This is a genomic window from Pleomorphomonas carboxyditropha, assembly GCF_002770725.1.
GTDB lineage: Bacteria > Pseudomonadota > Alphaproteobacteria > Rhizobiales > Pleomorphomonadaceae > Pleomorphomonas > Pleomorphomonas carboxyditropha.
The window spans coordinates 20724-35424 of record NZ_NQVN01000015.1; the positions used below are offsets into that span (position 1 = coordinate 20724).

Annotated in this window: 11 protein-coding genes; 8 read left to right on the top strand and 3 right to left on the bottom strand. The window is 64.9% G+C overall.

What is annotated here, in order from left to right:
- The first annotated feature begins 12 nt into the window (after positions 1 to 12).
- Complete coding sequence (locus CJ014_RS18640) at positions 13 to 1686, top strand: ABC transporter permease (protein ID WP_100082005.1); 1674 nt, start codon at positions 13 to 15, stop codon at positions 1684 to 1686.
- Between the two features lie 120 nt (positions 1687 to 1806).
- On the opposite strand, the gene CJ014_RS18645 is transcribed toward CJ014_RS18640, so the two are convergent.
- Both CJ014_RS18645 and CJ014_RS18650 read right to left on the bottom strand, forming a co-directional pair.
- The gene (locus tag CJ014_RS18645) at positions 1807 to 3069 is read right to left on the bottom strand and encodes a TIGR03808 family TAT-translocated repetitive protein (protein ID WP_100082006.1); all 1263 of its coding nucleotides are present in this window, start codon (positions 3067 to 3069) and stop codon (positions 1807 to 1809) included.
- Between the two features lie 68 nt (positions 3070 to 3137).
- Positions 3138 to 5420 (bottom strand): heavy metal translocating P-type ATPase, encoded by a 2283-nt coding sequence (locus CJ014_RS18650; protein WP_100082007.1) that lies wholly within the window; start codon positions 5418 to 5420, stop codon positions 3138 to 3140.
- Between the two features lie 82 nt (positions 5421 to 5502).
- Here CJ014_RS18650 and CJ014_RS18655 point away from each other — a divergent pair, with 82 nt between their 5' ends.
- The 3 genes from CJ014_RS18655 to fba all read left to right on the top strand — a co-directional run bounded on the left by CJ014_RS18655 (position 5503) and on the right by fba (position 8556).
- Positions 5503 to 5925: a MerR family transcriptional regulator gene (locus CJ014_RS18655; protein ID WP_100082008.1), complete on the top strand. Its 423-nt coding sequence runs from the start codon at positions 5503 to 5505 to the stop codon at positions 5923 to 5925.
- Positions 5926 to 6317: 392 nt separating this feature from the next.
- Positions 6318 to 7274: a 1-phosphofructokinase gene (gene pfkB / locus CJ014_RS18660; RefSeq protein ID WP_100082009.1), complete on the top strand. Its 957-nt coding sequence runs from the start codon at positions 6318 to 6320 to the stop codon at positions 7272 to 7274.
- 217 nt (positions 7275 to 7491) lie between these two features.
- A complete protein-coding gene (gene fba, locus CJ014_RS18665) occupies positions 7492 to 8556 on the top strand; it encodes a class II fructose-bisphosphate aldolase (RefSeq protein ID WP_100082010.1) in 1065 nt (354 codons plus the stop codon).
- Between the two features lie 322 nt (positions 8557 to 8878).
- Here the strand turns inward: fba and CJ014_RS18670 are convergent, their stop codons facing one another.
- Positions 8879 to 9859, bottom strand: a complete 981-nt coding sequence (locus CJ014_RS18670) for a helix-turn-helix domain-containing protein (RefSeq protein ID WP_165790905.1) — start codon at positions 9857 to 9859, stop codon at positions 8879 to 8881.
- A gap of 775 nt (positions 9860 to 10634) precedes the next feature.
- On the opposite strand from CJ014_RS18670, the gene CJ014_RS18675 reads away from it, so the two are divergent.
- From CJ014_RS18675 to CJ014_RS27575, 4 genes are read left to right on the top strand one after another with little or no spacing between them, the layout of a single operon-like run.
- On the top strand, positions 10635 to 12392 hold the full coding sequence (locus CJ014_RS18675) for a methyl-accepting chemotaxis protein (RefSeq protein ID WP_133121882.1): 1758 nt from the start codon (positions 10635 to 10637) through the stop codon (positions 12390 to 12392).
- 40 nt (positions 12393 to 12432) lie between these two features.
- The gene (locus CJ014_RS18680) at positions 12433 to 13623 is read left to right on the top strand and encodes an HD-GYP domain-containing protein (protein ID WP_165790906.1); all 1191 of its coding nucleotides are present in this window, start codon (positions 12433 to 12435) and stop codon (positions 13621 to 13623) included.
- 1 nt (position 13624) lies between these two features.
- The gene (locus CJ014_RS18685; protein WP_100082013.1) at positions 13625 to 13969 is read left to right on the top strand and encodes a hypothetical protein; all 345 of its coding nucleotides are present in this window, start codon (positions 13625 to 13627) and stop codon (positions 13967 to 13969) included.
- Between the two features lie 50 nt (positions 13970 to 14019).
- The gene (locus tag CJ014_RS27575) at positions 14020 to 14451 is read left to right on the top strand and encodes a hypothetical protein (RefSeq protein WP_133121883.1); all 432 of its coding nucleotides are present in this window, start codon (positions 14020 to 14022) and stop codon (positions 14449 to 14451) included.
- Positions 14452 to 14701: the final 250 nt, after the last annotated feature.

The window sequence follows — 14701 nt, forward strand, 5'->3', positions numbered from 1 at the left end:
TTCTCCTGCTCGATGGCTTTAGTCGCCGGGACTGCTCCCTCCGCACAGACGGCGCCGCGCGGGCGCCGGCCGATCTGGTGCCTCGCCGCCGGCATCGTCGCCGGGCTCGTGGTCCTGCCGGTACTGGCGCTCGGCTCCGAAGCGATCGGCGGTTCGCTCGGCCTGTGGTCGCACCTCGCCGGCACCATCCTGCCGGCGGCGCTCGCCGACACGCTGCTCCTGCTCCTCGGCGTCGGGCTGATCGCCGGCTTCCTCGGCGTGACGCTGGCCTGGCTGGTGACCGCCCACGACTTTCCCGGACGCGGCATCCTCGAATGGGCGCTGCTGCTGCCGCTGGCCGTGCCCACCTATATCGTCGCCTACGCCTATCTGGACATCCTGCATCCGATCGGCGCCTTCCAGGGCGCGGTCCGCTGGATTCTCGGCTATTCGAGCCCGCGCGAGTTCCGCCTGCCGGATATCCGCTCGCTTGCCGGCTGCGTGCTGCTGCTCTCCCTGGTCCTCTATCCTTACGTCTACCTCACGACGCGGGCGATGTTCCTCAGCCAGTCGGCGAACCTCCTCGATGCGGCGCGTACGCTCGGCACGCCGCGCCGGCGGCTGTTCCGGCGGGTGGCGTTACCGCTCGCCCGACCGGCGATCGCCGTCGGCGTCAGCCTGACGCTGATGGAGGCGCTCAACGACATCGGCGCCTCGGAATTTCTCGGCGTCCGCACGCTGACGGTGTCGATCTACACCACCTGGGTGACGAAGAACGATCTCGCCGGCGCCACCCAGATCGCACTGCTGCTGCTGGCGATCGTCGTGGCGCTGGTCTCCTTCGAGCGCTGGGCCCGGCGCCGGCAGGGTTACGTCTCGGGCTCGCGCGGCCGGACCATGCAGCCGGAACGCCACGACGGCCTCAAGGGAATCGGCCTCTGCGCGCTGGGTGTCCTGCCGGTGGTGTTCGGCTTCGTGGTTCCTGCCGTCTATCTCGCCGCCGAGGCGTGGAAGCGGTGGCGCTTCGCCGGACTGTCCGACCGCCTCGTCGGGGAGGCGGTCGACACCCTGCTCTACGCGGGCGGCGCCACGCTGCTGACCCTGGTGCTGGGCGTCGTCGCCGCCTTCGCGTTGCGCCTGTCGCCGGGTTGGACCGGTCCGCTGATCTACCGCCTCGCGACGACGGGCTACGCCATGCCGGGCACCGTGGTCGCCATCGGCGTGCTGCTGGTGGTGGCGCCGTTCGATCGTCTCGTCGACGGCGCGGCGCGCGACTGGTTCGGCGTCTCGACCGGTCTTCTCCTGATCGGTTCCGGAACGGCGCTGATCTACGCCTATGTCGTGCGCTTCCTGGCGATCACGGCCGGCAGCGCCGACGCCGGCCTCGCCCGGGTGCCGAAATCGCTCGACGATGCCGCTCGCACGCTCGGCCGCTCGGCGGGCGGCACGCTGTGCGCCGTGCATCTGCCGCTGACGCGTGCCTCGCTGGCGGCAGGCGCGCTGCTGGTGTTCGTCGACTGCATCAAGGAACTGCCGGCGACGTTGCTCCTGAGGCCGCTCAACATGGAAACCTTCGCCACCCATCTCTACGGCGAAGCGGCGCGCGGCACCTACGAGGAAGCCTCGCTGGCCGCGCTGGCCATCGTTCTGATCGGCATCCTGCCGGTGATCGTGCTGTCACGGGTGGGGCGAAACCCTTCCTCCTGAGGGCACAGGATATCCACAGGTCTTGCAGCGGGACGCCCCTGGTCCCTGCAAGGGTTTGCCACGGCGCGGCGCACAGCTTTTCCGTTGCCACCGCACAGGCGCTCCACAGGCCATCCCCGTTCAGGCCACGCGGTTTTCCCCAACCGTCAGGCCGGGCCAGGCAGCGGCGCCGACCCGCGTGAGGTCGTCCGTCGCGAATTCGGCAAAGCGCATGCCGCGCACCGCGCCGCCCGGCACGTCGACCAGAAGATTGCCGGTGACGACGGTCGCCTGCTCCGGCGCCAGCACCGACACGCCGATGCCCGTTCCGGCCCGGCGGACGACATTGCCGGAGGCGACGACATTGCCCAGGGTCGTGCCCCAGCCGAGCGACAGGCCGAGATGCGGCGCGGCCTCCACGACGTTGCCGGTCACCGAGCCGTGCGTCTCGACGTGGATGCCGACGCCGCTCGCCCGGCCGCCGGCTGCCGGCAGCGGCCCGTCACCGGCGATGTTGCGGACGACGTTGCCTTCGACGAGCGACAGGCGGTCGCCGGCCCCGCCGAGCAGCGCGATGCCGAGGCTCGCACCATCGATCGTGTTGCCGCTGACCGATGCGCCCGCCGACAGCGCGTCGGCAACGATGGCCGCGCCGTCGATCGCCTGCAAATGATTGCCGGAGATGCGAACGTCGCCAGCCGACGACAGGCGGATTGCGGCGCCCGTCACGTGGTCAAGGCGGTTGTCGCGCAACGTGGAGCCGTCGTCGCCCGCCGTCCAGCGCCGCAAATGAATGCCGCCGCCGAGGCAGTCGCTCACCGCGTTGCCGGTGATGGCGAGCGCCCTGCCCTCGGTCGACACGATGCCGGCACCGGCGGCGCCGGAAACGCGACAGTCGCGAAGGCTGCCCGCCGACCGCGTCAGGGCGATGCCGTGGCCGGCGCTGCCCTGCACGACGAGGCGGGAAATATCGAGATCCTCGACGAAGGCCAGCGACAGGAGGCCGTCGTCCCCGTCGGACAGCACCCGGTTGGCGCCGTCGAGCACCAGTCCGTCGAGCGACAGCCGGCGCGCGTCTTCCGAATAGAGAAGCCGGCCGCCGCCCGAATAGACCAGCCGCGTTTCGCCGGGTACCCCGACGAGGCGGGCGCGATCCGGCAGGCGGATGTTGGAGACGTCGTAGCGGCCGGCGCGAATATAGAGCGGCCGACCGGCGGCGGCGGCGCGGTTGACGGCCGCCTGCAGCTCGATGCTGCGGTCGCCCTTCGGCCGGGCGATGGCGGCCCGGGCTTCGGGCGCGGTAAGGCTGCCACGCAGTTCGGGCAGGCCGAGCGTGCCGGAACGAGCCACCGCCGGCAGGGCGAGGCTGGTGATCGTCCCGAACAGGAACGCGCGGCGGTTCATCGACGCCTCCGGCAGACAGACATGTCGTCCACCGAGCAAGCTCCGTTCCAGCCGCTGCGCGCCGTCCGCTACCGGCCGCTGCGCAAGAGGCGGAGCGCGTTGGCGGTCACCAGCACCGTGGCGCCGGTGTCGGCGAGGATGGCCGGCCAGAGCCCGGTGATGCCGAGCACCGTCGTCACCAGGAAGAAAGCCTTCAACCCCAGGGCGATGGTGATGTTCTGCCGGATGTTGGCCATCGTCCGGCGGGAAAGGTCGACCAGCGCCGCGACGTCGCCGACCCGGCCGTAGAGCAAGGCCGCGTCGGCCGCCTCCAGCGCGACGTCGGTGCCGCCGCCCATGGCGATGCCGATATCGGCGGTGGCGAGCGCCGGCGCGTCGTTGATGCCGTCGCCGATCTTGGCGACGACGAGCCCCTTGTCCTGCAGCGCCTTGACGGCGTCCTGCTTGTCGGCCGGCAGCAGACCGGCCCGCACGTCGTCGATGCCGAGCTCGCGGCCGACGGCGGTGGCGGCGCGCGGATTGTCGCCGGTCAGCATCACGGTGGTAATGCCGCGGCGGCGCAGATCGGCGACGGCGGCCACCGCGTCCGGACGCGGCGCGTCGCGCAGGGCGACAAGGCCGAGCACCGCGCCGTCCGCCAGCAGCAGGCAGATGGTCTTGCCCTCGGAAGAATGGCGCTCGACGGCGGCGCTCACCTCGGCCGGCACCGCCGTCCGTTCGGCCGCCGCGTCGGCCGAGCCGAAGAACAGGTCTTGGCCATCGACGCGACCGGTGACGCCCTTGCCGGGAACGGCCCTGCCGTCCTCGATCCGTGGCAGACCCGTGCCGCCGGCGGCGGCGAGCACGGCTTTGGCCAGCGGATGGCTGGACGAGGCTTCGAGCGAGGCGGAAAGGCGCAACACCGTGTCGCGGTCGGCGCCGTAGGCCTCTACGTCGGTGACCTGCGGCGCGCCCTCGGTCAGCGTGCCGGTCTTGTCGAACGCCACGGCCGTCACGTCGCGCAGGCGCTCGAGCACCGAGCCGCCCTTGATCAGCAGGCCGGTGCGGGCGCCACTGGCCAGCGAGGCGGCAATGGCGGCCGGCGTCGAGATGACCAGCGCGCAGGGGCAGCCGATCAGCAGAACGGCGAGGCCCTTGTAGATCCAGCCGGCCCAGTTGCCGTCGATGAGCGGCGGCAGCACCGCCACGGCAACGGCGACGGCCACCACGGCCGGCGTGTAGTATTTCGCGAAGCGGTTGACGAACCGCTCCACCGGCGCGCGGGTCTCCTGGGCCTCGGTGACCAGACGAACGATGCGGGCGATGGTGTTGTCGGCGGCCGGCGCCGTGACGCGCACCGTGAGCACGCCGTCGCCGTTGATGGTGCCGGCGTAGACCGAGGCACCTTCGCCGCGCGTCACCGGCACGCTCTCGCCGGTCACCATGGATTCGTCGATGGAACTCATGCCGGCGACGACGACGCCGTCGCCCGGCACGCGGTCGCCCGGGCGGACGAGCACCTCGTCGCCGATGGCCAGCGCCGAGGCGGCGACCTCGCGCGTGGCGCCGCCGGTGAGGAGATGGGCGGTCTCCGGCACGAGGCCTGCCAGCGCCTTGATCGACGACCGCGCCTTGCGCGCCGCGAGGCCCTCCAGCAGTTCGCCGACCAGGAAGAAGAAAACCACGGCCGCCGCTTCGGCGGCGGCATCGAGGAACACGGCGCCGACGGCGGCGATGGTCATCAGGCTTTCGATGCTGAACGGCTCTCCGGCCTGCAGCAGGCGAAAGGCGCGCCGGGCGATCGGCGCCAGCCCGGCCAGCATGACCGCGAGGAACAGCCAGCGCTCCGCTTGCGGCACCAACTGGCCGACCGCATAGGCGACGACGATGCCGATACCGACGCCGATCGCCTGCAAGCCGGCCGCCGACTGCCACCAAGCCCCCTCGATCTCGGCATGAACGTGGCCGGCGTGATCATGACCGGCGTGCTCGTGGGCCGCGTGATCATGGCCGGCACGGCCGTCTTCTTCATGCGCGGCATGGCCGTGGTCATGATCGCGATGGTCGTGCCCTTCGTGTCCGGCATCGCCATGTCCGCAGCAGTCGCAGGAATGCCCGTCTTCGTCATGCCGGGTGGCGGGGGGCTCGGGGCGATCGGCGCTGATGCCGTAGCCGAGGCGGCTCACGGCGCTTTCCAGCGCCGCGAGGTCGGTCGAGTCGTCGTGATGGACCACCATCGAACCGGTCATCACCGAAACCGAGACGTCCTCGACGCCGCCGATCCTGGCGACGGCTCCCTCGACGCGGGCGGCACAGGCGGCGCAATCCATGCCATCGACCTTGAAGCGGGTTCTCAAAGCTGTGTCGGCCATCGCGAATCCTTGATTTGCGGTCTTCTTGCCTTTGCCGTGTCGAAGCTGCATCCTCTAGTCACTAGAGGAGCAAGTATGAAAAATGACGGATTTGTCGATCGGTGAAATCTCCCGGCAGAGCCGCGTGAAGGTGCCGACCATCCGCTATTACGAGCAGATCGGCCTGCTGCCGGCGCCGCCGCGCAGCGAGGGCAACCGCCGGCTTTACGGCGCGCGCGACCTCAGGCGCCTTTCGTTCATCCGCCACGCCCGCGATCTCGGCTTCGAAATCGATGCGATCCGCACGCTGTTGACGCTTCAGGACAACCCGAACCAGCCTTGCGCGGAAGCCGACGGCATCGCCCGCGACAAGCTCGCCGAGGTCGACGCCCGCATCGAGAGCCTGATGGCGCTCAAGGAAGAACTGGAAGCGATGGTCGGCGGCTGCGGGCATCGCTGCGTCGGCGAATGCCGGGTGATCGAGGTGCTGGCCGATCACCACAAATGCCTGCACGCCGAGCACTGATACCCATTCGCCAAGATGCCGCCGCATCCGCTCGTTGAGGTCCTTGCCGATTTCTCATCTGCAGCAAGGGCATGAGAAATCGGCAAGCGGAATACCGGGAGGCATTTTCAATGCTTCCCGGGATGAGCCGGCAGCCGGCTCTTTCCCGGCGGAAGGGCTTGCCGAAACGCTGCCATCCTGCGAAACCGCTATACGGGTCGTTCGGCCCCGACATTTGTTTTCGCTCGCCCCAAGCCAGCGGGCAAATGTTGGAGCATAATGAACCGCCGACATTCTTGTTTCGGTGGAGCTTTTGAATTTGGCATGCGATCTGCGCCCGACGTCCGCCAGGTTTCCCAATGCCAAATCCGCTCCGCCGGCGACGCTAGAGACGTTTTCGCTTGGAGCCGACAATGACCTCGCCCATCATCACCGTTACGCTCAATCCGGCGATCGACCTTACCGTCACGCTCGATGATCTGACGCCCGGCAAGGTCCACCGCGCCCGCGCGGCGCAGTCGAACGTCGGCGGCAAAGGCATCAACGTCGCCGGCTGCATCGCCGACTGGGGCATACCGGTGGTGGCGACCGGCGTGCTCGGCCGCGGCAACGACGCCACCTTCACCGACTTCTTCAAGGACAAGGGCATCCAGGACCGCTTCGTCCGCACGGCCGGCGATACCCGCACCAACATCAAGATCGCCGATGTCGTCACCGGCACCACGACGGACATCAACCTGCCCGGCCTCACCTTCGACGACGAGACCTACGACATGGTGCTCGACGTGTTGCGGAGCGAGGTGGTGGAAAGCGCGCTGGTGGTGCTGGCCGGCTCGCTGCCGCTCGGCCAGCCGGCCAGCGTCTGGGCGCGGCTGACCGCCGATCTCTGCTTCCTCAAATGCCGCGTCATGCTCGACACCTCCGGCGCGCCGCTGGCCGCCTCGCTGGCGGCGCCCCGCGAAAGCCTGCCGTTTGCCGTCAAGCCCAACCGGGTGGAACTGGAGGCCTGGGCCGGCCGGCCGCTCAAGGAGGTGGCGGACATCGTGGCCGCCGCCCGCGACGTCCAGGCGCTCGGCATCGAGCTGGTCGCCGTGTCGCGCGGCGAGCAGGGCGCCATTTTCCTGCGCGGCACCACGGCCCTGTCGGCCCGGCTGCCGGTGGTCAACGCCCTGTCGACGGTGGGGGCCGGCGACGCCATGGTGGCCGGCATCGCCTCCGCGCTGGCCGACAACCTCGGCCTCGAGGCGCTGGCCCGCCGGGCGGTGGCCTTCGCCACGGCCAAGCTCGGTCGAATCGGACCGAACCTGCCCTCGCCCGACGACGTGCGCCAACTGGCTCGGCGGGTCGACGTCGCCGTGCTTGCAAGCTGATCTTCGGGACGGTATTTTGCCTATTGAGGAAAACACGAAGATTCAGCCGAACTATCAATTGCGTTCACGTTTTTTTGGCGCAACGCACGGCCTTGACCGAACTCGGCTCTGGTAAATTGTGCTAAAGTCGTAGATATGAGCCAGTCTGTTTCGCCGGTCGCATGCGATAGGCGGGAAGGGCTCGGGACCACAGAAGAATTCGCGAAGGAGTTCCCTTATGGCGCTGGTTTCACTGCGGCAGCTGCTCGATCATGCCGCCGAACACGGCTACGGCATGCCGGCCTTCAACATCAACAACATGGAGCAGATGCTGTCCGTCATGGCCGCGGCCAAGGAGACCGACAGCCCGGTGATCATGCAGGCCAGCCGCGGTGCCCGCGCGTTCGCCAACGACATCGTGCTCAGCCACCTGATCAAGGCGGCCATCGAGCTCTATCCCGACATCCCGGTCTGCATGCACCAGGACCACGGCAACTCCGAGGCCACCTGCCTTTCGGCCATCACCAACGGCTTCTCGTCGGTGATGATGGACGGCTCGCTCAAGGGCGACGGCAAGACCCCGGCCGACTTCGAATACAACGCCGGCGTCACCGGCCGCGTTGCCGAGCTCAGCCACATGGTCGGCGCCTCCACCGAGGGCGAACTCGGCGTGCTCGGCTCGCTGGAGACCGGCATGGGCGACAAGGAAGACGGCCACGGCGCCGAGGGCGTCCTCTCCAAGGAGCAGCTCCTGACCGATCCCGACGAGGCCGTGAAGTTCGTCAAGCGCACCAAGGTCGACGCCCTGGCCATCGCCATGGGCACCAGCCACGGCGCCTACAAGTTCACGCGCAAGCCGGACGGCGAAGTGCTCGCCATCTACCGCATCAAGGAAATCCACGAGCGTATGCCGAACGTGCACCTCGTCATGCACGGCTCGTCGTCGGTTCCCGAAGAGCTGCGTGAGCTCATCAACCGCTATGGCGGCGAGATGCGCGAGACCTATGGCGTGCCGGTCGAGGAAATCGTCAACGGCATCAAGCACGGCGTCCGCAAGGTCAACATCGACACCGATTGCCGCATGGCCATCACCGCCGCAATTCGCCGGTTCTTTGCCGAGAAGCCGGCCGAATTCGATCCGCGTTCGTTCATGAAGCCGGCGATGGCCGAAATGCAGAAGGTCTGCAAGGCGCGTTACGAGGCCTTCGGCGCCGCCGGTCACGGCTCGAAGATCAAGCCGATCCCGCTCGCCGACATGGCCAAGCGCTACGCTTCGGGCGAACTCGATCCCAAGATCGCCTGACAGGCTCACCACCGATCACGAAAACGGGGCGCTTCGGCGCCCCGTTTGCTTTCGAAGGAATTGGTCCGTCGGGATCGGCATCTAGAGCATTTCCGGTGAAAACAGGTTCACCGGAAATGCTCTAGCTCTTTGATTAGGCGCAATTTCGGACGCAAAACCGGTTCCCACTTTTGCTGAAATTGCTCTAGAGCATCGGACCGAAAAGTGGACTCCGGTTTTCGGAAAATCCGATGCGACGACAAAGAGCTAGATCGTCATCTTGCGTCCGCCAGGACGCACGACGATCTAGGTACTCAAGTCGGCCCATCAACAACATCTGCGTTCAGCCTCGGGGCGTAACGCCCACGGCCTGCTTCAACGTCTCGGAAGGCAGCTCGCCGAAAGCCGCTCGATACGATCTGGCGAAATGGGCGAAGCTCGAGAAACCGCATTTGATGGCCGCGGACATTGTCGAGGTCTCGCCGCCGGAGGTCAGCATGTCGCGGGCCTTTTCCAGCCGCAGTTTTCGGAGATACTGGCTGGGCGTCGTTCTATGCTTCTTTAGAAACATCTCATAGAGAGTCCGGCCACTGATTTGAACCGTTTCCGCGATCTCATCGGTAGTCATGTGCCTGTTCCAGTTTGCCTGGATATAATCCTCGGCCTTGCGGAGGCGGCTTGAGCCTGCCGGTTCCGGCGGACGGTCGACGAGACCACGATAATTGTGGGGCGCATGTAAAACGATTCTTGTCAGCAGCAGAGTTTCGAGTGCTTCCATATAGGCCCCAACGCATTGAGGCGACACGAATTTGAGTTCCCGCGCCGCCTGAAACAAAGGACGGCGTACGAATTCCAAAAACCGTTCATTTCCGCCGAGCGGCTGATCGAAGCGTATGGGCTGATCTACTGCGTGATCCGTCAGATTTTGCAGCCGTCGGGCAAGCGCCTCCGGGCTGACGCGCAAAGCGAGACTGCTATAGCCGTCGGGATGATGCTCAACGGCGCATTCATCATTCGGCATGATATAGGCTGACCCGGTATCGACTAGCTCCTGTTTCGTCGCCCCAAGAATGAGATGGCAACCGCCTCGGATCAGGAAGACAAAACGGATGTAATCGACAGGTTCGAATGAAACCTTTGTTGAGAACTGGTTTAAAAGATAGAATATTGATACTGACGAACCTTGGACGGTGTGCATCCGAAAGCTCGATTTTTGAGATATACGCTTAACGATATCGATATGTCCACGCGCAACGCTTTCGTATAGCCCGGAGATGGCGTCTATCGTGGTCGAATCGAACGCTTTATATTGACTCAAAAACAAGTGCATACTCCCCGTTAATCAATCAAAAGTAGTATTCATAATTTGTCGAAAGCACACAAGCAGAAATAATGATTGCTTCCGATTCGGGCAATTATTTGATCTGATCTCTGAAAAAGGTTTTTTCATTAATTAATCCTATTATTATACATATTTCGTATGAATATGCGCACTCACAACACAATCTTTCCCAAGCACGGTGCTTGATGGAAGTACGCTCCCGTGTCAGTCGCCCTGATTTTCCTCATCGGAGCAGGGAATATGTCGTTCAAGAAGTGGCCCTGATCTGGAAAAACTTGAGTCTGCTGCAGAGATCGGCTGACGGATGCACATCGGGTGATGCAGAACTTCTCCGGTGCCGGATACGCCGACAGAGCACCGGCTCCGCCTTGACCCAGATTGTCGCGGTCGGGGGGCAATGATCCAGGCGGACGGCCTGCGTACCGCTCTGTCAAGGACTTCGCCGCAGCACAAACGCAAGCCGAAAACTTCGTGAAAGCATGGAGGGCAGCATGATGATGGATCATCGAACTTCGTTGACTTACCAACACCTGCGGACGCGGGGTGCTGTTCCACGAAAAGCAGAGATAGCCCTTGCGGCGTTTTCCGCCAGAATCCGCCGTTCCTGCCCAAAGCGTTTCCGAAATCGTCGGGATAACGATTATCCGGGGCGGCGGCCCGTACTTCTCCCGAGAGTGGGGAGTCCTGAAGAATCCTATTCGACCCAGGTCGTCCTCGCCTTTTCAAATGCGAGTCTCCCAGCGCACATGCGCAGGAAGTGACGACATCCAAAGGCGGCGGATGCTCCGCCCATGCCACCATCGACAGGAGAGAGACCATGTCATACAAGAATCTGCCGCTGATAGTGAAGGTTGTGACGCTGTTGCTGCTTCTCGCGGCATCGGCCATTCTGACCGGTCTTTATATTAGCTCCAGGATTATTCAGGTCGACACGCAGTATTCCGATATGTTGACCGGAATCAGCGAGGCGGCGACCTCAAACGTGCGCGCCGGGCGGTTCGCCGAGCAGATCGTGGGGGTCATCTATTCCAACATCGTCGCCGTGACCGACGAGCAGAACAGCCTCGCACGGCAGCGCTTTCAGGAGGCCGTCGCGGGGTTTGACAAGCAGATCGATCATATCGAGGCAGCCTATCCCGATGTGAAGAGTGACCTCGACGTGATGTCGGGAAATATGCACGGCGCTTTGACGGGGGCCTGTGCCCAAACGATCCAGCTCGCCAACGCGGACAGTAGCGCCGCGGGTATCGCGAAGGCCGGCGAGGAAATGGAAGCCAAGTGCAAGCCTCAGCTGCAAATGATCATTGATAGCATGGTGAAGTTGTCGGACAAGCTCATGGCGGAGCGCGACCGGCAGAGCGATGCGCTCACGGCCAGCTCCTGGTGGACCGCCGAGTTTTCCATGGCGATTCTTGTGATCGCGACGCTTGTCGTCTTGGGGATCTCGGTCTGGAGCCTTCGCGCTGGTGTCGTGCGTCCGCTGAACGGCTCGCTCGACGTAATGGACGCGCTCGGGAAGGGCGAATTGGCTGTCGCGATCGCCGGCGCCGATCGGCGTGACGAAGTGGGCACCATCGCCAAGGCGCTCGAAGTGTTGCGCGGCCAGCTCCGGACGGCCGAGACGGCACGCCAGGAGCAGAAGGCCCGCGAGGAAGCGGAACGCCAGCTTCTGGCTCGCCGCGAGACGCTCGCCAACGCCTTTGTCGGCCGCATGCAGGATCTTGCCAACGGTTTCGCCCAATCCTCCGGCGAAGTGGCCGACGCCGCGCGCAATCTCTCCGCCACGGCGGAAGAGACCTCGCGTCAGGCCCAGGCCGTCGCCTCCGCCGCCGAGGAGGCCGCCAGCAACGTCCAGACCGTGGCTTCGTCATCGGAAGAGATGGCCGCCTCGGTCAAGGAGATCAACGGCCAGGTGGCCCACTCGGCAGCCGTCGCCGATACCGCCTTCAACGAAGCCGAGGCCTCCAACGTCCGCATCACCGCCCTTGCCGCCGCCGCCGCGGCGATCGGCGACGTCATCAACCTGATCAAGGGCATCGCCGACCAGACCAACCTTCTCGCCCTCAACGCCACCATCGAGGCGGCGCGCGCCGGCGAGGCGGGCAAGGGCTTCGCAGTCGTCGCCGCCGAGGTCAAGCAATTGGCCGACCAGACGGCCAGGGCCACCGGGGAGATCGGCGCCAAGGTGGCCGAGATCCAGCAGGCGACCGACGGAACGGTGAAGTCGATGACCGAGATCGTCCGGGTCATCGCCAACATCAAGGAGATCGCCTCGGCGATCGCCGGCGCAGTCGAGCAGCAGGGGGCGGCGACCACCGAGATCGCCAGCAACTGCCAGCAGGCGGCGACGGGCACGCAGCAGGTGACGCAGAACATCTCCGGCGTGGGTCAGGCCGCCGAGATGACCGGTTCGGCATCGACGCAGCTGATGACCCTGTCGGATGGGCTGTCGGCTCAGGCCTCCGATCTGCGCACCGTCGTCGAAACCTTCGTCAAGGACTTCGCGGCGGCCTGACATCCGCAACGGCAGCTCGAAGCCGGAAAGGGGCGCTAGCATGCCAGCCAGGATCTGTCTCGTTCACGACGACGTTTCCGAACAGGAGCGCCCCTATCTCTTTGCGCTCTCCATCCACTGCCCCGTCGTTCAATGCCATTGGCGCGAGCGGGAAAAGCTCGCCCACCGCGTTGCGATGCCATGGTTGATCGACGTGAAGCGCCTCAACGCCGAGGCGGCGGAAGCACTCAGGCCGTTCACCATCCCTCCCCTGCTCGGCTTCCGGCTGGTTGCCGTCGACGGTGATCAGCCGGCCTTGTCGGATCGCACGGCAGGATGGTGGGGACCGACAATCGCCGTTCCCCGTCCCATCGAAGCAACGACGGTACTCCGGCTGGCCGGCCTCTGCCGTCCCGAGCAGGACGTTCCGGCGCGCCGCGAGCCGTCGACACTCTCTTCCGACCGTCCACCCGGCGTTCCGCCAGCTCTTTCGAAGCCTCTCCCACCCTCGGCGCATTCTTTGATCGGAGAAGCGATCCATGACGCCGCGACCATCCTCGATCTGGTTTTCCGGTCGTTCGACGGGAAACAGCGGATCGCCTCGGACGATTGGCACGCCGCCGTACCGGTGATCATCGACATGATATCCGAGAAGGGACTGAGGCTGTGGCTCGACCGAGTCAGGGAACACCACGTCGGCACCTATCAGCACTCGCTTTTGGTAATGGGAATTGCCGCCGAATTGGGCCGCGTACTTGGCCTCATGGAGTCGAATGTCGAGCAACTGGCACTCGGCGGCCTACTGCACGATGTGGGCAAATTCGAGGTGCCGCAAACGATCCTCGACAAGCCCGGCCAGCTCTCGTCCGAGGAATTGGCTGTGCTGCGCCGGCATCCGCGTGACGGATGGGCCGCGTTGCTCTCGACCATCCCATCCCTGGATCCAGCCATCCTCGATCTGGTGCTGCATCATCACGAGCAACTCGACGGGGGCGGTTATCCGGATGGCCTTCCCGGCGACCGGATCAGCCCGATGGTGCGGATGCTGACCGTTTCGGATGTGCTCGGCGCCTTGCTCGAGCGACGCCCCTATCGGCCGCCGCTGCCGCGGCGCGAGGCGTTGGAAATCATGCGGGCGATGGCGGACAGTGGCAAGCTCGATCCAGCTTTCGTCCGAGCCGTCGCCGACCTCGATATTGAACCGATTGTCGATCGCTCGATGGACTTGCTCCGAAATCGCGACAGGAGATGACATGATGACCGTTGTTCAACTGGCTCTGGACCCTGATCGGGCTGCGCGGCTTCTGCAACAGTACGATCGCGATCTGATGGGACTTCTCGGAACTTTCATCGAGGAGATCAGCCAAGAGTTCATTTGGGACGATAGGCCGATTTTCAGACAGAGAACCATCGAGCTGATGGGCGAGATCATCAGGCTCGGATCGCTTCCGGCGATATCGGTCGAGAGCTTGCACGTCCGAAGGCGGCTCCCCTGTCTTTGCACCGATATCCTCGTTCTCATTCGTGAAGCAGGGGACGGAAGTCCAGACAGACCGATGCAGCGCGAAATGCCCGGTGGGGCTGAAGAAGAAATATAATTGAGCTCTCTTCGACGATAACGAGCAGAACCATAATGGAATCGCCAGCGATGACATTGGCACTTGGGCGCGGTCGATGGATCAACGGTGCTGCCGATCCAGCTGACTGTCAGTCAAAGACCATCACCGATCAATATCGGATGAACGACGATCTAGGCGACCGCATCGACTGCCGGCTCCCGAATCAGGAAGCGGATGATGCCGTGCTCGGCATCCGCGGCGGCGATCCGGACACCGATTTTGCGACGGCCGGCGCCAAGGCTGATGCGTCCGCAGACGCCGATCAGGCAGGTGAAATCCTGCTCGACGTCGGCTTCGCCTTCGACCGACAGGCTGCCGTCGCTCCGGAAGCCGGCCCTGACGCGGCAGACGACTGGAATGGGCGGCAGGCCCTCGAATTCCAGATGGGTGGTAAATCCTTGTTTCGACGATACAACCACGGCTCATTCCTCCTTCAAGGGGATGGACGGCACGACGGCTAACGCTCATGCAAAAAAATGGCTCAAAACCGGGACTTATTTTACAACACAGGTATATTTGCTTATATCCCGGCATTTGAAAAGTACAATTTTTGGTGGGAATATTCTGCCCTGGCGTATCTATTTGTTTCTGTTGGGCCGGATGTCCGGCCCGGCCATGGCCCGTCGGGAGGATGGCCCCGCAAAACGGATCGGCGGGGATATCCTTCGCCGGCCTGCCCGGTGTTCCTCTTGCCCTCGCGCCGGGGCGGGA